Genomic DNA, 19,341 nt, shown 5'->3' on the forward strand with positions numbered 1-19,341 from the left:
GCGCGGCCGGTGTGGCGCACGGCGCGGGCAGGCAGCTAAGGTGATGGACCACCCACGATCCGCCTGCGCATGACCTCCCTGGACACCCCCGCGATGCCCTCGCTCCCGGACCTGCTGGCGGCGCTGGAGGCCGGGCAGGCGCAGACGCTCGAACACGGTGCCCGCGCCTACCTGCGGCAGCACCCCGACGATGTCCTGGCCAGCAGCCTGCTGGCGATGAGCCTGCAGATGCAGGGCCAGCCGGCGCCGGCCGCCGCCGTGTACCGCAGGCTCGCCGAGCGCGAGCCGCATGAGGTGGCGCACTGGAACAACCTCGGCACGGCGCTGCGCGAGGCCGGTGACCCCGGCCCGGCAGGCGAGGCCTATCTGCGCGCCCGCGCGCTGGCGCCGGACGATCCGCTGCCGCACCACAACCTCGGCCTGCTGGCGATGGACGCCGGCGACTACGCCGCGGCCCGTGAACACCTGCTCGACGCGCATGCGCTGGCGCCGCAGGCCCCGCCGCTGTGCGTGCACGCGGCGATGGCCTGCCACGAATGCGGCGACTTCCAGCGCGTGCAGGCGCTGATCGCCGACTGGCGGCAGTGGCCGCCGCTGGATCCGGACACCACCGTGGAACTGGCCTGGCTGCTGTCGCAGGGCGGCGAGACCGACACGGCCTGCGCTCTGCTGCGCGCCTGCGCCGAGGAGCCAATGGCGCAGCCGACGCGGGCCTGGTCGCGACTGGTGCTGGTGCTCGAACGCGCCAACCGCCTGCCGCAGGCGCGCGAGGCGGCCGCGCAACTGCCGCCGCCGGAACGGATCGACGACCCCGACGTGCGCCAGGACGCCGCCAATGCGCTGGCGGTGCTGGCCATGCGCGAGGGTCACTGGGAGCAGGCGCACGCGCTGCTGCGCGGGCTGCTGGCCGACGGCAGCGCCGTCGACCGGCGCAAGCAGAGCAACCTGTTCTTCGCCCTGGCGCGGGTCTGCGACCGCCTGGGCCGTTACGACGAGGCGCTGGATGCGTGCGTGCAGGGCCATGCCGGTCAGGTCGAGGGCCTGGCCGCGCTGGTGCCGGAACTGGCGGCGGCGGACGCACCGCCGCTGCCGGTCGCGCAGTCCCGCTGGGATCCGGTGCGCCATGCCGCGGCGCGGCCGGTAACCGCGCCGGCCATGGCGGACTCGCCGATCTTCGTGGTCGGCTTCCCGCGCTCGGGCACCACCTTGCTGGAACAGATGCTCGACGCCCACCCGCAGCTGGTGGCGATGGACGAGCGGCCGTTCCTGCAGGGGCTGGCCGACCGCCTGGAGGCGCGCGGCGTGGCCTGGCCAGATGGCCTGGGCGAGCTCGACGATGCCGCCTGTGACGCGCTGCGCGCCGAGTACTGGCAGGCGGTGCGCGGGGTGGTGCAGCTGCAGCCGGGCCAGCGCCTGGTCGACAAGAACCCGTTGAACCTGCTGCGCCTGCCGCTGATCCGGCGTCTGTTCCCGGAGGCGCCGGTGATCCTGGCGCTGCGCCACCCCTGCGACGTGCTGTTGAGCTGCTACATGCAGGCGTTCCGCTCGCCGGCCTTCGCCCTGCTGTGTGCCAGCCTGCCGCGGCTGGCGCGCGGCTATGCCGACGCGATGGACTTCTGGCTCTACCACGCCGCCTTGCTGCAGCCGCGCGTGCTGGAGTTGCGCTACGAGGATCTGGTGGCCGACCCGCAGGCGCAGGTGGCGCGGCTGGGGCAGTTCCTGCAGCTGCAGCAGCCGGAGCGGCTGCTGGAGTTCCAGCGGCACGCGCAGGGCAAGGGCTTCATCAGCACGCCAAGCTACGCGCAGGTGGTGGAAGGCATCAACCGCAAGGCCCTGGACCGCTGGCACGCTTATCGCGACGCGTTCGCGCCGGTGCTGCCGGTGCTGCAACCGTTTCTGCAACGCTGGGACTATCGCGCTACCTGAGGGTGCCGCTTGTCTGAACCGTTCCCGTCTGCGGGTTGAACGGCAAAACGCCGCGCGCGCTGTACCGCGGTTGAAGCGGTGTTTTTGTCAGGCGCTGGCGCACGCTGGCACACCGAAACAACACCCTTCTTATAAAAAACTAACAAGTGCCTGACGGTCCTCTAATGAACCGCAGGCCCGAGGCATCCATTTCACCCGCCGCGCCGTCGAGGCGCCCGGGATGGTTCGCGCCTGCGTGCAGCCGGCGCTTGTCGCACATCACATGAGGTCTTCCCGATGTCCGTAGCAAAGAACAGACTCGCTCACGCCGTTTGCCTGGCCATGGCGACGCTTCCCGCCACGCTCTATGCGCAGAGCGCCACGCCGGCGGCGTCCGCGTCCGGCGACGCGCCGGTGACGCTGGACAAGCTCACCGTCACCGGTTCGCTGGTGCGCCGTGTGGATGTGGAGACCGCCAGCCCGGTCGCCGTGGTCGATCGCCAGCAGATCCAGCAGAGCGGCAAGCAGACCCTGGGCGACCTGCTGCAGGCGCTGCCCGGCATCGCCGGCGCCGCGACCAACCCGCAGGTCAACAACGGCGGCGGCGACGGCGCCTCGACCATCTCCCTGCGCGGCCTCGGCGACCAGCGCACGCTGATCCTGATCGACGGCCACCGCATCCAGAACAACGACGTCAACTCGATCCCGGCCAACATGATCGACCACGTCGAAGTGCTGAAGGTCGGCGCCTCGGCGATGTACGGCTCCGACGCGATCGGCGGCGTGGTCAACTTCATCCTGCGCAAGAATTTCGAAGGCGGCGAAGTCTCGGCCAACTACGGTCAGACCAGCCGCGGCGACGGCGCGCGCCAGGGCGGCAGCTTCACCTTCGGCAAGACCTGGGACCGCGGCAACGTCGTAGTCGGCCTGGACTACAACAAGCAGAAGGACGTCTCCAGCGCCAACCGCGCGTTCTCCAAATACGCGATGTACCTGTCCAGCGGCAGCGTCTACAAGGGCGGTTCCAGCCGCACGCCCAGCGGCTACTACAAGCTGCCGGCGGCGACCCTGGCGGCCAACGGCTGCAGCGCCAACGGCGCGCTGACCAGCAACGGCAGCGGCGGCTACAAGTGCTACAGCTCCTCGGCCGACGCCTACAACTACCAGGCGCAGAACCTGCTGCTGACCCCGCAGCAGCGCGTCGGCGGCTTCGTGCTCGGCAGCTTCAACATCACCGACTCGATGCAGGCGTACGTCAACGCCTACCACAACCACACCATGTCGAACTTCGCGATCGCGCCGCTGCCGTTCGACGCGCAGAACGACGGCATCACCATCGCCGCCAACAACCCGTACAACCCGTTCGGCGTGGAGTTCGGCCCCAACGGCTACGAGTTCCGTTCGCGCTTCACCACCCTGGGCCAGCGCGAAGGCTTCTACGACACCGCCACCGACCAGGACGTGATCGGCCTGAAGGGCGGCATCGGCGACAGCAGCTGGGTGTGGGACACCAACTTCAACTACGGTCACTACCGCCAGCGCAACTGGAGCCACGGCTACGTCGACTACGCCGCGCTGCAGACCGCGATCGACAGCGGGCAGGTCAACATCTTCGACCAGAACAACGCCAACACCATCGCCTGGCTGAAGAGCAACGAATCGATTCCGCGCCAGGAAACCACCACGATCATGCGCCAGTGGGAAGCCAGCGCCAACGGCAGCCTGTGGGAAATGCCGGCCGGCGCCGCGCAGCTGGCGGTGGGCGCGCTGTACCGCAAGGAGACCCTGAACTCCACGGTGTCGGCCAATGCACTGATCAACAGCGACAACACCTGCGCGGTCTCCTCCGAAGCATGCTCCTCGCCGCTGAGCGGCAGCTTCAACGTCAAGGAGGCATACGCCCAGCTGTTCGTGCCGGTGCTGGAGCAGTCCTCGCCGGTCGGCGCGCTCAACCTGACCCTGAGCGACCGCTACTCCGACTACAGCAGCGTGCGCTCGGGCAACAACAGCGCCTCGTTCCAGGTGGAGTGGCGTCCGATCCACGACCTGATGGTGCGCGGCACCGCGGCGCAGGTGTTCCGTGCGCCGACGATCAGCGACATCTACCAGGGCCCGACCGCCGACTCGCCGAACTTCGTCGACCCGTGCATCGGCTACAGCGGCAGCGGCCACGCCAATGCCTGCGCCGGCGTGCCGGCCGGCTGGAACGGCTCGGGCTTGTCGCAGACCAACGGCATCGTGTCCGGGTCCAGCTACGTCGGTTATCAGCTCAAGCCGGAGAAGGGCACCTCCTTCGACTACGGCCTGGTCTACAGCCCCGAGTACGTGCCGGGCCTGTCGGTCAATCTCGACTGGTGGAAGGTCAAGCTCAACGACCTGATCCAGTCGATCTCCGCGCAGACCGTGGCAGACCTCTGCTACAACGACGACAACAGCCCTTACTGCAGCTACATCCACCGCTATGCCGCGGGCACCGTCAGCGCCGGCAACATCAACTACATCCAGACGCCGGTGGTGAACATCGGCAAGCTCAACACCCAGGGCATCGACCTCGGCGCCAACTACGTGCTGCCGGAGACCGCGTTCGGCAAGTTCACCGTGGCCGTGGACAGCACCTACCTGCACCGCTACGACATCGACACCGGGGACACGGTGGTGCACATGGCCGGCCGCTACAACTCGTCCTACGGCAACTACACGCACTGGCGCGCGCACGCCCAGGTCGGCTGGAAGCTGGGCAACTGGGATGCGAGCTGGACCACGCGCTGGATCGGCAAGGTGCAGGTCGGCAGTGGCGACCTGACCCAGAACATGTCCGCCGATGCGGCGATCAAGGGCGTGGTGCTGGACTACGGCAGCTACATGTACCACAACCTGCAGGTGGGCTACGACATGGCCGGGGCCAACCTGCGCCTGGACCTGGGCGTGGACAACCTGACCAACAAGCAGCCGCCGGTCATGTACCAGAACAACGTATTGAACGCGAACACCGACGTGAGCACCTACGACACGCTCGGCCGCTACTACTGGATGCGGGCTACCTACCGCTTCTGAGTGGAGCCGGCGCCGCCGCCTGCGTGGGCGGCGCCGGAGCGTACGATACGGCGCGTCCCTGTGGGGCGCGCCGTTCTGCTTGAGGGAGCAGCATGCCGATGCGCATGAACCAGACCGACCTGCGCCACTACGTCCGCGTCTACGACGCGGCACTGGATCCTGGCTTCTGCGCACAGCTCATCGCGCAGTTCGAGCAGACCGCCGCCCAGCACCGCCGCAACGGCGCTGGCGAGCGCGCAGGGCTGGACGACAGCGCCTGGACCGAACTCAACGTCACCCGGCTCGCCGATCCGGCGTTCCAGGGTTTTTTCATCGAACAGGTGCGTGCGGCGCTGGCCCGCTACAACGCCGATCTCGGTCTGACTGCCGAGGTGCCGTGGCGCCCACGCCTGGCCGACCTGCGGATCAAGCGCTACCGCGCCGATGCCGGCGAACGCTTCCAGCCGCACTTCGACGCCTGCGACGCGGAGACCGGCCGTTACCTGGTGTTCCTGTGGTATCTCAACGACGTGGCCGAGGGCGGGCACACCCGCTTCCTCGACCTGGACCTGGAGGTCGCGCCGCGCGCCGGCCGCCTGCTGGTGTTCCCGCCGTACTGGATGTTCCTGCACGCGGGCCTGCCGCCACGCAGCGGCGACAAGTACATCCTGTCCACCTATCTCGAATTCACCGCCAAGCCGGCCTGACCCAGGGCGCCGCGCTGGTGGGATGGGCGCGCATCATCGCCGCACATCCCCAATCCCCAATCCCGGGCGCACCAGCACCCGTCGCTCAACCTGCACCATGCAGATGCTCGAACAGGATGGTGCAGCCGATCGCGATCAGCAGCGCGCCGCCGACGATCTCCGCGCGCTTGCCGGCCAGCGCACCGAGCGCGCGGCCGAGCATGATGCCCAGGGTGACCATGGTCAGCGTGCACAGGCCGATGATCGCCGCGACCTCGACGATGTTCACGTCGAGGAAGGCCAGGCCGACGCCCACCGCCATCGCGTCGATGCTGGTGGCCAAGCCGGTGGCGGCCAGATTCCAGAAGCCGTGGCGCTTGGGCGCGGCCTCCTCGGGCGTGTCGGACTCCGGCTTGAGGCCGGCGACGATCATGTGCACGCCCAGCGCGCCGAGCAGGCCGAAGGCGATCCAGTGATCGAAGGCGACCACGTACTTGGAGGCGGCCTGGCCGAGCACCCAGCCCAGCGCCGGGGTCAGTGCCTCGATGCAGCCGAAGATCAGGCCGGCGCGCAGCGCGTCGGCCCAGCGCGGGCGTTGCATCGCCGCGCCCTTGCCGACCGCGGCGGCGAAGGCGTCGGTCGACATGGCGATGCCGAGCAGGAGGATCGAAAGAAACGACATGGGGGACCGTACCGGGACAGGCGACAACGACGAGCGCGCGCGCCCGGCCTTCGCCTTGCGCACTCGCCGCTGGTCTCGCCAACCGAACTGGCTGCCCGTACCACGGCGCATCGGCCGAGTCTGTTGATACGGGCGCTGTCCGCGCAGGTCGGACAGCAGGCTACTCCCCAAGGGGACGCGCAGTCTAACAGCGGCCAACTGCGGCGAACATCCCTGGAACGCACGCGAACCTGCAGCTTATCTTGATAGCTGCTGCTATATCGACGATGACTCTGCGGCGGTACGGCAGGTGTGCACGGGATACGTCGAGGAGGCTCACCTCTGCGCTTATGTGGCTTGGGTGGTGCACTCAGCCGTAGTGCGCGAGTGGGCGAATGTGTGCGCCACTTCATGACAGCGCCACGGACCCTGTCCGCTATTCCCGCATGCAGCTGCCGATGCGTCGTCGCTGCATGGGGTGGCTTCCGCCGCGCCAAAGCGAGCGAATGGCGCTCAGCGTTCAGCGCGTCGGGACTGAAGTCCCTCCCACAAGGAGGCAGCCAGCGCGCCGTCTACGCACGGACAACGGCCCAGCGGCATCGCGATGACAGCCCTGCTGATGCAGGACGCTCACGCCTCGCTCGCGCCTTCGCCAGGCGTCGCTGCGGGTCAGTCCTCTTCCGGCGGCAGCACGATGGCGTCGCTGTCGATGGCCAGCTTGCCGGCCAGCAGCACCGCCTGGGTGCGGTTGGTGACGCCGAGCTTGCGCAGGATCGCGGTGACGTGCGCCTTGATGGTGGCCTCGGACACGCCCAGGTCGTAGGCGATCTGCTTGTTGAGGCTGCCGGCGCCGAGCATCTGCAGCACCCGGAACTGCTGCGGGGTCAGTTCGCGCAGGCGCTGCCCGACCTCGCGCTCGGCGCGGTCGGTGGGCGGCACGTTGTGCGCTTCCGGCGGCGCCCAGTGCTCGCCGTCCAGCACCGTGCCCAGGGCCAGGCCGATGGTGTCCGAGTCGGCCGACTTGGGAATGAAGCCGAACGCGCCGTGGTCCAGCGCGCGCCGCATCACCGTCGGCTCCTCGCGCGCGGACACCACCACCACCGGCAACTGCGGATGCAGCGCACGCATGTGCACCAGCGCACTGAAGCCCTGCGCACCGGGCATGTTGAGATCCATCAGCAGCAGATCGGCATCGGCGTGGCGATCGGCCAGCGCATACAGCGCCTCGACGCTGTCGGCCTCGTACAACTGCACCCCCGGCATCACCCGCTGCACCGCCCCACGCAGCGCCTCGCGGAACAGGGGATGGTCGTCGGCGATCAGCAGGGTGGGCATGGGTGAGGCCGGGAGTGGGGAAACGGGAATAGGGAATGGGAACGGCAAAAGCGGAGTGTCGGGTGCCTAAGATCTCGAAGCGACCGGGGAATGGCTCTTCCCATTCCCCATTCTCGATTCCCCATTCCCGACGCGCGTAGCGCGTAGCGCGTCAGCGCGCCAACCGTTCGTTCACCAACGAATCCACCACCGATGGATCGGCCAGGGTCGAGGTGTCGCCGAGCTGGTCGGGGGCGTTCTCGGCGATCTTGCGCAGGATGCGGCGCATGATCTTGCCCGAGCGGGTCTTGGGCAGGCCCGGCGCCCACTGCAGGTGGTCGGGGGCGGCGATCGGGCCGATCTCCTTGCGCACCCAGGCCACCAGTTCCTTGTGCAGGGCCTCGCTGGGCTGTTCCTCGGCGATCAGGGTCACGTAGGCGTAGATGCCCTGGCCCTTGATATCGTGCGGGAAGCCGACCACCGCGGCCTCGGCCACCTTGGGGTGGGCGACCAGCGCGCTCTCCACCTCGGCGGTGCCGATGCGGTGGCCGGAGACGTTGATGACGTCGTCGACGCGGCCGGTGATCCAGTAGTAGCCGTCGGCATCGCGGCGGCAGCCGTCGCCGGTGAAGTAGCTGCCCGGGTAGGTGCGGAAATAGGTGTCGATGAAGCGCTGGTGGTCGCCGTACACGGTGCGCATCTGTCCCGGCCAGGAATCGCGCAGCACCAGGTTGCCCTCGGTGGCGCCTTCCAGGATCTCGCCGTCGGCGCTGACCAGCGCCGGCTGCACGCCGAAGAACGGCAGCGTCGCCGAGCCGGGCTTGAGGTCGATGGCGCCGGCCAGCGGGGTGATCAGGATGCCGCCGGTCTCGGTCTGCCACCAGGTGTCCACGATCGGGCAGCGGCCGTCGCCGACCACGTCGTAGTACCAGCGCCAGGCTTCGGGATTGATCGGCTCGCCGACGCTGCCGAGCAGGCGCAGGCTCTTGCGCGAGGTCTTCTTCACCGGTGCCTCGCCCTCGCGCATCAACGCGCGGATTGCGGTCGGGGCGGTGTAGAAGATCGTCACCTGGTGCTTGTCGATGACCTCCCAGAAGCGCGACACGCTCGGGTAGTTCGGTACGCCCTCGAACATCAGCGCGGTGGCGCCGTTGGCCAGCGGCCCGTAGACGATGTAGCTGTGGCCGGTGACCCAGCCGACGTCGGCGGTGCACCAGTAGATGTCGTCCTCGCGCAGGTCGAACACGGTCTCGTGGGTGTAGGCGGCGTACAGCAGGTAGCCGGCGGTGGTGTGCAGCACGCCCTTGGGCTTGCCGGTGGAACCGGAGGTGTAGAGGATGAACAGCGGATCCTCGGCGTTCATGCGCTCGGGTTCGCATTCGGCCGGCTGGCTGTCGACCACATCGTGGAACCAGCGGTCGCGCGGGGCCTGCATGTCCACCGCGCCGCCGGTGTGGCGCACCACCAGCACGGTCTCCACGCTGGTGGTGCCGGGCAGCTTCAGCGCCGCGTCAACGTTGGCCTTGAGCGGGATCTTCTTGCCGCCACGCAGGCCTTCGTCGGCGGTGATGATCAGCTTGCTGCCGCAGTCGATCACCCGGTCGGCGATCGAGTTGGGCGCAAAGCCGCCGAACACCACCGAGTGGATCGCGCCGATGCGCGCGCAGGCCAGCATCGCCACCGCGGCATCGGGGATCATCGGCAGGTAGATGGTGACACGGTCGCCCTTGCGCACGCCCAGCGCGCGCAGCGCGTTGCCGAGCCGGCACACGCGCTCGTACAGTTCGCGATAGGTGACGCGGTAGGACGGCGCGTCCGGGCTGTCCGGCTCGAACAGCAGCGCGGTCTTGTCGCCGCGGGTGGCCAGTTGCCGGTCCAGGCAGTTGACGCTGGCGTTGAGTTCGCCGTCGTCGAACCAGCGGATGCGGAAGTCGTCCAGGGCGAAGCTGACGTCCTTGATCCGGGTCGGCTTCCTGAACCACTCCAGGCGCTCGGCCACCTTGCCCCAGAACGCTTCCGGCTGTTCCACCGATGCCTTGTACTGGGTCTGGTACTGGGTCTTGTCGACCCGCGCACGGGCGGCGAACTGCGGATCGACGGGGTAGAGATCGGCCATGGTTCCCTCTGCATTGAACGGGGCGCCGCATGCGGCGGCGCGTCAACGCGCAGTGTGCCGCATCCGGCGTTAAGCGCACACGCGCCCGGCCTTAGACGATGGTCGTAACTCAGCGGACGTTCGACTAATGGCCAATAGGCGCGCCCGCTGCGCTCGCGCACGCTGGGCTACGGCCGTGCGCATGCGTGCGGCCATCCATTATTCGGGAGGGAGTAATGAGCAACCGCATCGCATCCTTGGCGCGTCGCCCGTTGGCGGCGGCGCTGTTGGTGGCCCTGGTCGCGCCCGGCGCGGCCTTCGCCCAAGGCAAACCGTCGGCGCGCGAACAGGCGCTGGAGACCCGCGTGGCCGAGTTGGAGCGGCAGGTGCAGCAACTGCTGTCCGCGCAGCAACAGCAGCAGGGGCAGATCGCGCAGACCCAGACCGAGGTCGCCGCGGTCCGCTCGACACAGGCCGCGTTGCCGCCGCCACCCCCGGCACCGCCGGCCGGCAAGGCGCCGATCCAGGTGACCACCATCACCCCGGGGGCGACACCCGGCACCACCTTCAAGGTCGGCGGGTTCATCAAGGCCGACTTCCTGGCCACCCGCACCGGCGACGGCCAGCTCGCCGACGATGCCACCGGCCGCGCGCTGTACCTGCCCGGGCAGACCCCGGTGGGCGGGGCCAAGTCCGGCACCGACTACAACGCGCATGCCAAGTTCTCGCGGATCAACTTCGGCGTGGACAGCGTCACCGAAGGCGGCAACAAGGCCGGTGCGCTGGTGGAACTGGATTTCTTCGGCAATTCACTGGGCACCCAGACCGCCACCAACACCTACGGCGCGACCCTGCGCCACGCCTACATGTACTGGAACCACTGGCTGGCCGGCCAGACCTGGTCCAACTTCATGGATCCGGCGGCGCTGCCGGAAGCGGCCGACTTCATCGGCCCCACCGACGGTGTGGTGTTCGTGCGCCAGGCGCAGCTGCGCTACACCAACGGCGGCTTCAGCATCGCCCTGGAGAACCCCGAAACCACCCTGTACACGCGCAGCGTGGCCGGCGTGGTCAGCACCGCCAGTTCCGACCGCGGCGCGCTGCCGGACCTGACCGTGCGCTACGGCTGGAAGGGCGACTGGGGCAGCTTCGGCGTGGCCGGCGTGGTCGGCCAGCAGAAGGTCGACAACCGCGCCACCGGCGCCGACGCCAGCAAGGCGTCCGGCGGTCTGACCCTGGGCGGCAAGTGGGTGGCCAGCGACAGCGACAGCCTGTTCTACCAGCTCACCGGCGGCGAGGGCATCGGCCGCTACATCGGCCTGGGCATCACCCAGAACGCGGTGTACGACGCGGCCGACCGCGACCTCGACACGGTCGGGGTGGTTGCCGGCTACGTCGGCTGGCGCCACGCGTTCTCGCCCAAGCTGCGCACCAACCTGATCTACGCGCGCAGCGACTACGACAACGACACCGCGCTCACCGGCCTGGCCGTGACCAAGAGCGTGCAGAGCATCCGCGGCAACGTCTTCTACTCGCCGCTGCCCAAGGTCGATATCGGCGCCGAGCTGATGTACGGCAAGCGCGAGATCGAAAGCGGCGCCACGGGCGACATCACCCGCCTGCAGTTCACCACCAAGTACAGCTTCTGATCCGCGCCGCGGCCACTTACCGGAGCCATCTCATGAGCCTCTCCAACGACGCGCTGATCGCCAAGATCGACGCCAATCCGAAGTACCACGCGCTCAAGCGCCAGCGCAACGCGCTGGGCTGGACGCTGACCGTCCTGATGTTGCTGGCCTACTTCGGCTTCATCGGTCTGATCGCCTTCGACAAGGCCTTCCTGGCCCAGCCGATGGGCAGCGGCGTCACCACCATTGGCATCCCGATCGCGATCGGGGTGATGGTCTTCACCATCGCCATCACCGCGATCTACGTGCGCCGCGCCAACACCGTGTACGACCAGCTGACCGCCGCCATCCTCGAGGACGCCCGCCAATGAGCAAGCACCTGCGCTTCCTTCTGCTGCTGCTGCTGGCCGCGTTGCTGCCGGCCGGCGCGGCCCTGGCCGCCGGCGGCGACGTCGGCCAGACCGACAAGCAGCCGACCAACTGGGTGGCGATCTCCATGTTCGCCTTCTTCGTCGCCGGCACCTTGTGGATCACCAAGTGGGCGGCGAAGAAGACCCGCTCGGCGTCGGATTTCTACACCGCCGGTGGCGGCATCACCGGCTTCCAGAACGGCCTGGCGATCGCCGGTGACTACATGTCGGCGGCCTCGTTCCTGGGCATCACCGCGGCGGTGATGACCAATGGCTACGACGGCCTGATCTACGCGATCGGCTTCCTGGTCGGCTGGCCGATCCTGACCTTCCTGATGGCCGAGCGCCTGCGCAACCTCGGCAAGTACACCTTCGCCGACGTGGCCGGCTACCGCTTCGCGCCGACCGCGATCCGCACCTTCGCCGCCTCCGGCACGCTGGTGGTGGTGCTGTTCTACCTGATCGCGCAGATGGTCGGCGCCGGTGCGCTGATCAAGCTGCTGTTCGGCCTGGACTACTGGGTGGCGGTGAGCCTGGTCGGCGTGCTGATGATGGTCTACGTGCTGTTCGGCGGCATGACCGCCACCACCTGGGTGCAGATCATCAAGGCGGTGCTGCTGCTGACCGGCGTGACCTTCATGGCCGTGGCGATCATGTGGCACTTCAACTTCAGCTTCGAGGCGCTGTTCGCCGAGGGCGTGCGGGTGAAGACCGCGGTGGCGGCCAACGGCGGCGCCTCACCGGAAGAGGCGGCCACTGCCGGCCTGTCGATCATGGGCCCGGGCGGCTTCGTCAAGGATCCGATCTCGGCGATCTCCTTCGGCATGGCGCTGATGTTCGGCACCGCCGGTCTGCCGCACATCCTGATGCGCTTCTTCACCGTTCCCGACGCCAAGCAGGCGCGCAAGTCGGTGCTGTGGGCCACCACCTGGATCGGCTACTTCTACATCCTGATCTTCATCATCGGCTTCGGCGCCATCGCCCTGGTGCTGACCAACCCGCAGTTCGCCGACGTCGCCACCGGCACCATCCACGGCGGCAAGGGCGCGGCCAACATGGCGGCGGTGCTGGTCGGCAATGCGGTGGGCGGCAACGTGTTCATGGGCTTCATCTCCGCGGTGGCCTTCGCCACCATCCTGGCGGTGGTCGCCGGCCTGACCCTGTCCGGCGCCTCGGCGGTGTCCCACGACCTGTATGCCACGGTGATCAAGAAGGGCAATCCGGCCCCGGGCTCGGAACTGAAGGTGTCGCGCGTCACCACCATCGCGCTGGGCGTGATCGCGGTGCTGCTGGGCATCGTGTTCGAGAAGCAGAACGTGGCCTTCATGGTGTCGCTGGCCTTCGCCATCGCCGCCTCGGCCAACTTCCCGGTGTTGATCCTGTCGTTGCTGTGGAAGGACTGCACCACCCGCGGCGCGGTGATCGGCGGCTTCCTGGGCCTGATCTCCTCGCTGGTGCTGACCGTGCTGTCGCCGTCGGTGTGGGTGGACACGCTGGGCAACCCGACCGGCTCGGCGCCGTTCCCGTACACCTCGCCGGCGCTGTTCTCGGTGACCATCGGCTTCGTCGGCATCTGGCTGTTCTCGGTGCTGGACCGCAGCGCGCAGGCCGGCAAGGAACGCGCCGCGTTCAAGGCGCAGCAGATCCGCGCCGAGACCGGGCTGGGCGCCTCGCGCGGCTCGGGTCACTGAGCACGCTCGCCTAGGCAGGACGCGGCCATCGCCGCACGCGACGCCGGCCCTTGTGCCGGCGTCGTCGTGTCTGCGGGCAGCGGCTACCATGGCGGGCCCTTGCCGCCCCGGTCGCCCGCATGCGCTATCGCTGGATCCTGTTCGACGCCGACGACACCTTGTTCCATTTCGACGCCTTCGCCGGCCTGCAGCGCATGTTCGCCGGCTACGGCGTGCAGTTCGGCGAAGCGGAGTACGCCGATTACACCGCGTGCAACCGGCCGCTGTGGGTGCAGTACCAGAACGGCGCGATCACCGCCTTGCAATTGCAGCAGCGCCGCTTCGCCGACTGGGCGCAGCGCCTGCAGACCGCGCCGGAGACCTTGAACACGGCGTTCCTGGCGGCGATGGCGGAGCTGTGTGCGCCGCTGGACGGAGCAGTGGACCTGCTCGACGCGCTGCGTGGGCGCGCGCGCCTGGGCCTGGTCACCAACGGCTTCGGTGCGCTGCAGACCGCGCGCCTGCAACGCACCGGCCTGCACGACCGCTTCGAGGTCATCGCCATTTCCGAGGTCGTGGGCGTGGCCAAGCCGCACACGGGGATCTTCGCGCACGCGCTGGCGCAACTGGGCGATCCGCCGCCGGCGCAGGTGCTGATGGTCGGCGACAACCCGCAGGCCGACATCGCCGGCGGCCTGGCCGCCGGGCTGCACACCTGCTGGTTCAATGCGCACGGCGCCGCCGCGCCGGAGGGCATCGTGCCGCACCACGAGGTCGCCTCGCTGGCGCAGTTGCAGGCGTGGTTGCTGGAGGAGCCGGCGGCGCTGTAGCACATCTGCTCGCGTGCCTGGCGCCATCGGGTCGGGACTGAAGTCCCTCCCACAGGGGGGAAAGTCCAGTTCGCGGCCAATGTTGGGGTGCCCCTTGTGGGAGCGACTTCAGTCCCGACGCGACCCACTGTGAGACCGAGGGGGCATGGCCGCGCGCTGCCGACTCGCGGCCTGCGCGCACGGCAGCCGCGACCGCCATCGTATAGTGCGTCCATGCCGACCTCCGCCGCCGACGCCGCTCCCGCCGACACGCCGCTGGCCGCCCTGCCCGTCACCCTGCAGCGCCTGCGCGCGGCCTGGCAGGCGGCCAAGCCGGAGCGGGCGCAGCGCCGCGAGGACCTGTTGCGCTTGCGCGCGGCGCTGAAGCGGCGGCTGCCGGAGATGGCCGATGCCATCGCCGCCGATTTCGGCCACCGCTCGCGCCACGAATCGCTGATCGCCGACGGCATGACCGTGCTCGGCGAGATCGATCACCTGCTGCGTCATCTGAAACGCTGGATGCGCCCGCAGCGGGTCGGCGCCGGCTGGCGGCTGTGGCCGGCGCGCGCGGAAGTGCGGCCGGTGCCGGTCGGCGTGGTCGGGGTGATCGCACCCTGGAACTACCCGGTCAATCTGGCGCTGATCCCGCTGGCCACCGCCATCGCCGCTGGCAACCATGTCTACCTGAAACCCTCCGAGCACACCCCGCGCAGCGCGCAGTTCCTGCAGTCGCTGCTGGCCGAGGTGTTCCCGCCGCAGCGGGTGGCGGTGGCGCTGGGTGGGGCCGAGGTGGCGTCGGCGTTCGCCGCGTTGCCGCTGGACCACCTGGTGTTCACCGGCTCCACCGCGGTCGGGCGCAAGGTGATGGCGGCCGCCGCGCCCAACCTGACCCCACTGACCCTGGAGCTGGGCGGCAAGTCGCCGGCCATCGTCTGCGCCGACTACCCGCTGGAGCAGGCCGCCGCGCGCCTGGCCACCGGCAAGTGGTTCAACGCCGGGCAGACCTGCATCGCCCCGGACTACGTACTGATCGACGCCGGCCGCGAGGCGGCGCTGGTGCAGGCGCTGCGCGCGCAGGTGCTGGCGCGCTATGGCGATTTCGCCAGCGCCGAGGACTACACCCGCATCGTCAACGCCGGCCAGTACCGGCGCCTGCGCGGCTACCTGGACGATGCGCGTGCGCGCGGCCTGGAAGTGATCGAGCTGGCCACGGTGGAGCGCGAACGCGCCGAGCGCGAGCGGCTGATCGTGCCGACCGTGGTGCTGCAGCCGGGCGACGACGCGCTGCTCATGCAGGAGGAGATCTTCGGCCCGATCCTGCCGCTGCGCAGCTACCGCTCGCTGGATGCGGCCATCGCCGAGATCAACGGCCGCGACCGGCCGCTGGCGCTGTATCCCTTCAGCCACGACCGCGCCCGGATCGAGGCGATCCTGCACGCCACCATCGCCGGCGGCGTCACCGTCAACGACAGCCTGCTGCATTTCGCCGCCAACGCACTGCCGTTCGGCGGCATCGGCCCCAGCGGCATGGGCGCCTACCACGGCCGCGCCGGCTTCGATGCCTTCAGCAAGGCGCTGCCGATCCTGTGGCAGGCGCGCCGCGCCGGCAGCGATCTGCTCAAGCCGCCGTACGCGCGGATCGCGCGCATGCTTTCGTTCCTGTTGCGCTGAGCGGTGGCAGCCGACGTCCAGGTACGGGTGCATGGCGTGGCGATAGGGCTTGCGTGTAGGAGCGGCTTCAGCCGCGACGGGGCATGACCGGTAAAGCGTCGCGGCTGAAGCCGCTCCTACAAGGGACAGCGTGTCTCGCCAAGGAAGCGATCACTGGAGGCGATCCTCCGCCGCGATGAGACAAGTCCCCAGATGCAGCGCCAGCGGCGCGCACCGGCTGGTTCGAAGCGCCGGTCCCTGGGTACGACCAGGCCGGCACGGCCCCAAATCGTGGCGCAGTCCACAGTCCTTTCCTGGGTCGCACCCCGGAAATAAATAATTCACAGTAAGTTATTAGCTTCTCGCCCCGATGCCGCCGCCGATCACGGCGGCTCAGGCTCCTGCGCGAGACGTCCGCGTGGAGCGCAGCAAACGAGATGCCGCCATGCGTCGACCTGACCGGCGCTCGTCCCCCGTGTCTCCCCCCTTTCCTTCAGAACCGGACGCAGCCCAATGAAGATCGCATTCGTTCCCTCGCCCCTGGCGCGCGCCTGCCGCGTGCTCGCCGCCCTGACGGTGCTGGCCGTCGTGCCGCAGCTGGCCATGGCCAACTGCAACGACACCGTCGGCACCAAGATGAGCAACATCCTGTTCGGCGACAGCAGCGGCGACACCGTCGTGCTGGCCCACCGCGGCCTGTGGGGCAAGTACGGCAATTTCCCCGACATGCCGGAAAACTCACGCGGTTCGCTGCAGCTCGCCAACGACCAGTGCATGGACGGCGTGGAACTGGACATCAAGATGACCAGCGACGGCGTGCCGGTGGTGCTGCACGACTGGAACCTCGGCCGCACCACCAACGTGTGGACCAGCCGTGCCGGCGAAACCAAGTACGACCCGATGAGCAACCAGGGCTACAACCCGTCGATCACCGTGACCCCGTGGTCGGTGGTCAGCGGCCTGTTCCTGCTGACCCCCGACCGCCGCACCACCACCGGCTACCATGTGCCGCGCGTGGATGAGCTGTTCTCCTACTTCAAGGCGCATGCCCTGAAGACGCCAATCGTGTTCGACATCAAGGACGCGGCCTCGGTGCGTGCCGTGTCGCGCGCTGCCGATGATGCGTTCTCGGTAGGTGCGTCCAACTTCGTCGCCGCCAAGGTCAATGCCACCCTGTATCCGAGCCGTTCGGCGTTCCGCGCCGACACCACCAGCATGGTCGGCATTCCGGTGTTCACCACCAACATGCTGACCAAGATCAATGTCGACAACGCCATATCGGCCTGGAGCGATACCAAGGAGGCGATGGAGATCAACGTCAAGCAGCTCGGTGGCCTGCTGCAGGGCCAGGCCGACCGCGTGCGCGAGCGCGGCGTGCGCGTGGGCGTGTTCCAGGCGATTCCGGACAGCCCGCTGGCCGGGAAGTTCTACCAGAACAGCGGCGCCTGCTGCTATCAGCTGTCGGACCTGTACTTCTCCTACTCCGGCGGCCGCGACACCGCCGACAACCGTGGCGATCTCAACTTCATCGTCAACCAGGAGGCGTTCAGCCTGATCACCACTGACGACCCGAAGGCGGCGATCGCGTACCTGAAGGCGCGCAGCAAGCACGACTGAGTCCTTGCACGTCCTGGCGGCCGACCCCGCGGTCGGCCGCCGTGTCGCGGCCGCGGCGCTCCGGCGCCGCGCGCCGCCCTCTCCTGGAGAAGCGCATGTCCCTTTCCCTTGCCAAGTCCACCGTCGCCCTGTCCATCGCGCTGGCCGCCTGCACGCTGGGCGCCGTCGTCGCGTCCGCCGCGCCGACCGCCGAGTCCGCCGCCGCCGATCCGGTGGTGTTGCGGGTCGGCGCGCAGCAGTTCACCGCCAGCGAGTACCGCGCGCTGGCCAGCGACGGCACGCGTGGCGATGCCGGCATCGACGACGACTCCGTGGTGCGCCGCTTCGCCGACCGCGCCATCCTGCTCGACCAGGCACGGCAACAGCATCTGCAGGACGATCCGGTGGTGGCCGCCCGCCTGCGCCGTGCCGCCGACGCGATCCTGGCCGACGCCGCGCAGGCGCGCCTGCTGAGCGGCGCGCAGATCGACGAGCGCATGCTGCGCCAGCAGTTCGCCGCGCATCCGGACGACTACACCGAATACCACCTGCGCCATCTGTTCGTGGCCCTGAATCCGCAGGGCGGACCGCGCGCCGGGCATCGCTTGACCGAGGCACAGGCCCTGCAGCGTGCCGAAGCGCTCAAGCGCCAGCTCGACGGCGGCGCCGATTTCGCCACCCTGGCCATGCGCGAATCCGACGACACCGCTACCGCCGGCGAGGGCGGGCAGTTGTCGCCAACCTTCGGCCGCTACCTGGCCGATGCCTTCGTCGCGCCGATCCGCCAGCTCGCGGTGGACCACGTGTCCGCGCCGGTGCGCGGCCCCGACGGCTACCACCTGATCCGTCTCGATACGAAGACCGACGCGCGCTTCGACGCGGTGCGCGGGCAGATCGACCTGCAACTGCGCGAGCAGGCCGCGGCCGACGCCATGCAGCGGCTGCGCCAGGCGCAACCGATGGCGTTCGACCGCGCCGCCTACGCCGCCGCCGCGCGCTGAGGCGGGCGGTGCGGCGGCGTGCTGCGCTGACGGTGTGGTTGGGGGGCGCTGCCGCGGTGGCGGCAGCGCTGGCGTTCCTGTGCTGGCCGGCTGCAGCGCCGACGACCGCGCTCGCGCAGGCAACACGGTTCTCGCCAGCACGGTCGCTACCGGATGCGACGGCTGCGCCTGTCGTCGCTGTCGCCGCGGATTCCCTCGCCACGGTGCCGGCAGGCGCCAACGAGGCGCAACGGCTGTCCGCTACCGCGTTGCTGGCGCTGGACTGCCGGCAGCGCGCGCAGGCGCCAGCGCCCAGCGCGGTGCTGCCGCCGGGCGTGGACGAGGACAGCAGGAAGGAGGCGACGGCCCGTCGTTTGGCCGAACAGCGCCGTCTCGCGGCGTGTCGCGGCGTCGCCCGGCTTGATGCCGCTCAGGTCGAGGCGATGCTGCGCAGCGCGGCCGCTGGCGGCGATGCCGACGCGCAGCGCCAACTGCTGGCGCAACGCGTGACGCAACTGCTTGCGCGCGCCGGCAGCGTCGGTGCGGACGGGCAACCCGTGCCACTGTCGGCCGCCGACGAGCGCGACGCCGAGGACGTGGTGACGCAACTGGAAGACCGCGCCCTGCACGGCGACCGCGGATCGATCGACGCGTTGGCGCAACTGCTGCGCGCGGTGGCCGATCCGCCGTATGCCGCGGCCTGGCAGCTGGCCGCGCGGCAGGCGCCGGAGCGGCCATTCCCGCCGCCCGAGCAGGTGGTCGGTGCCGACGAACTGCTCGATGGCCTGAACGAGGCGCAGCGGCAGCAGGCGCTGGGTCTGGCGCCGGCGCTGTTCGCGCAGTGCTGCGCGCGGCACTGAATGGGCCGCGGCCGGCGGGTTTGGCCGCTGCCGCGGCTGCGGTC

At 69.4% G+C, this 19,341-nt stretch carries 14 protein-coding genes; 11 read left to right on the forward strand and 3 right to left on the reverse strand.

Going from position 1 to position 19,341, the window contains the following annotated elements:
• Window positions 1–69: 69 nt before the first annotated feature.
• From RAB71_RS01140 to RAB71_RS01150, 3 genes are all read left to right on the forward strand, one after another.
• A complete protein-coding gene (locus RAB71_RS01140) occupies window positions 70–1,926 on the forward strand; it encodes a sulfotransferase family protein (protein WP_029562060.1) in 1,857 nt (618 codons plus the stop codon).
• A gap of 321 nt (window positions 1,927–2,247) precedes the next feature.
• The gene (locus tag RAB71_RS01145) at window positions 2,248–4,959 is read left to right on the forward strand and encodes a TonB-dependent receptor (protein ID WP_010342767.1); all 2,712 of its coding nucleotides are present in this window, start codon (window positions 2,248–2,250) and stop codon (window positions 4,957–4,959) included.
• Window positions 4,960–5,063: 104 nt separating this feature from the next.
• The gene (locus tag RAB71_RS01150) at window positions 5,064–5,645 is read left to right on the forward strand and encodes a 2OG-Fe(II) oxygenase (protein ID WP_234006512.1); all 582 of its coding nucleotides are present in this window, start codon (window positions 5,064–5,066) and stop codon (window positions 5,643–5,645) included.
• Window positions 5,646–5,730: 85 nt separating this feature from the next.
• Here RAB71_RS01150 and mntP read toward each other — a convergent pair whose 3' ends face one another.
• From mntP to acs, 3 genes are all read right to left on the reverse strand, one after another.
• Window positions 5,731–6,306 (reverse strand): manganese efflux pump MntP, encoded by a 576-nt coding sequence (mntP, locus tag RAB71_RS01155; RefSeq protein ID WP_010342765.1) that lies wholly within the window; start codon window positions 6,304–6,306, stop codon window positions 5,731–5,733.
• A gap of 648 nt (window positions 6,307–6,954) precedes the next feature.
• Window positions 6,955–7,620: a response regulator transcription factor gene (locus tag RAB71_RS01160; RefSeq protein WP_010342764.1), complete on the reverse strand. Its 666-nt coding sequence runs from the start codon at window positions 7,618–7,620 to the stop codon at window positions 6,955–6,957.
• A 151-nt stretch (window positions 7,621–7,771) separates the two neighbouring features.
• Entirely contained in the window at window positions 7,772–9,715 is a 1,944-nt protein-coding gene (gene acs, locus RAB71_RS01165) for an acetate--CoA ligase (protein ID WP_010342763.1), read from the reverse strand.
• A 215-nt stretch (window positions 9,716–9,930) separates the two neighbouring features.
• Between acs and RAB71_RS01170 the strand changes: the two genes are divergently transcribed.
• The 8 genes from RAB71_RS01170 (at window position 9,931) to RAB71_RS01205 (ending at window position 19,297) form a co-directional block, all read left to right on the forward strand.
• On the forward strand, window positions 9,931–11,343 hold the full coding sequence (locus RAB71_RS01170) for a DcaP family trimeric outer membrane transporter (protein WP_010342762.1): 1,413 nt from the start codon (window positions 9,931–9,933) through the stop codon (window positions 11,341–11,343).
• Window positions 11,344–11,375: 32 nt separating this feature from the next.
• Window positions 11,376–11,693, forward strand: coding sequence for a DUF485 domain-containing protein (locus RAB71_RS01175; protein WP_010342761.1), 318 nt, complete (start codon window positions 11,376–11,378; stop codon window positions 11,691–11,693).
• Window positions 11,690–13,423, forward strand: coding sequence for a cation acetate symporter (locus RAB71_RS01180; protein WP_010342760.1), 1,734 nt, complete (start codon window positions 11,690–11,692; stop codon window positions 13,421–13,423). Before RAB71_RS01175 ends, RAB71_RS01180 begins: the two co-directional genes overlap by 4 nt.
• 119 nt (window positions 13,424–13,542) lie before the next feature.
• Window positions 13,543–14,232: a pyrimidine 5'-nucleotidase gene (gene yjjG, locus RAB71_RS01185; RefSeq protein WP_010342759.1), complete on the forward strand. Its 690-nt coding sequence runs from the start codon at window positions 13,543–13,545 to the stop codon at window positions 14,230–14,232.
• 213 nt (window positions 14,233–14,445) lie between these two features.
• Complete coding sequence (locus RAB71_RS01190) at window positions 14,446–15,882, forward strand: coniferyl aldehyde dehydrogenase (protein ID WP_010342758.1); 1,437 nt, start codon at window positions 14,446–14,448, stop codon at window positions 15,880–15,882.
• 492 nt (window positions 15,883–16,374) lie between these two features.
• Window positions 16,375–17,478 carry a glycerophosphodiester phosphodiesterase family protein gene (locus RAB71_RS01195; protein WP_010342757.1) on the forward strand — a complete coding sequence of 368 codons (1,104 nt, stop codon included), beginning with the start codon at window positions 16,375–16,377 and terminating at the stop codon, window positions 17,476–17,478.
• A 95-nt stretch (window positions 17,479–17,573) separates the two neighbouring features.
• Window positions 17,574–18,458 carry a peptidylprolyl isomerase gene (locus RAB71_RS01200; protein WP_010342756.1) on the forward strand — a complete coding sequence of 295 codons (885 nt, stop codon included), beginning with the start codon at window positions 17,574–17,576 and terminating at the stop codon, window positions 18,456–18,458.
• Window positions 18,459–18,661: 203 nt separating this feature from the next.
• Window positions 18,662–19,297, forward strand: coding sequence for a hypothetical protein (locus RAB71_RS01205; RefSeq protein ID WP_010342754.1), 636 nt, complete (start codon window positions 18,662–18,664; stop codon window positions 19,295–19,297).
• Window positions 19,298–19,341 lie beyond the last annotated feature (44 nt).

Origin of the sequence: Xanthomonas sacchari, from assembly GCF_040529065.1 — a bacterium.
Classification (GTDB): domain Bacteria; phylum Pseudomonadota; class Gammaproteobacteria; order Xanthomonadales; family Xanthomonadaceae; genus Xanthomonas_A; species Xanthomonas_A sacchari.

Bases quoted from the DNA above. Each gene is read 5' to 3' on its own strand.
- RAB71_RS01150 (WP_234006512.1), top strand. From the start codon at position 5,064: ATGAACCAGACCGACCTGCGCCACTACGTCCGCGTCTACGACGCGGCA.
- RAB71_RS01200 (WP_010342756.1), top strand. From the start codon at position 17,574: ATGTCCCTTTCCCTTGCCAAGTCCACCGTCGCCCTGTCCATCGCGCTG.
- RAB71_RS01180 (WP_010342760.1), top strand. From the start codon at position 11,690: ATGAGCAAGCACCTGCGCTTCCTTCTGCTGCTGCTGCTGGCCGCGTTG.
- RAB71_RS01190 (WP_010342758.1), top strand. From the start codon at position 14,446: ATGCCGACCTCCGCCGCCGACGCCGCTCCCGCCGACACGCCGCTGGCC.
- acs (WP_010342763.1), bottom strand. From the start codon at position 9,715: ATGGCCGATCTCTACCCCGTCGATCCGCAGTTCGCCGCCCGTGCGCGG.
- RAB71_RS01170 (WP_010342762.1), top strand. From the start codon at position 9,931: ATGAGCAACCGCATCGCATCCTTGGCGCGTCGCCCGTTGGCGGCGGCG.
- RAB71_RS01175 (WP_010342761.1), top strand. From the start codon at position 11,376: ATGAGCCTCTCCAACGACGCGCTGATCGCCAAGATCGACGCCAATCCG.
- RAB71_RS01160 (WP_010342764.1), bottom strand. From the start codon at position 7,620: ATGCCCACCCTGCTGATCGCCGACGACCATCCCCTGTTCCGCGAGGCG.
- RAB71_RS01140 (WP_029562060.1), top strand. From the start codon at position 70: ATGACCTCCCTGGACACCCCCGCGATGCCCTCGCTCCCGGACCTGCTG.
- mntP (WP_010342765.1), bottom strand. From the start codon at position 6,306: ATGTCGTTTCTTTCGATCCTCCTGCTCGGCATCGCCATGTCGACCGAC.
- RAB71_RS01145 (WP_010342767.1), top strand. From the start codon at position 2,248: ATGGCGACGCTTCCCGCCACGCTCTATGCGCAGAGCGCCACGCCGGCG.
- yjjG (WP_010342759.1), top strand. From the start codon at position 13,543: ATGCGCTATCGCTGGATCCTGTTCGACGCCGACGACACCTTGTTCCAT.
- RAB71_RS01195 (WP_010342757.1), top strand. From the start codon at position 16,375: ATGAAGATCGCATTCGTTCCCTCGCCCCTGGCGCGCGCCTGCCGCGTG.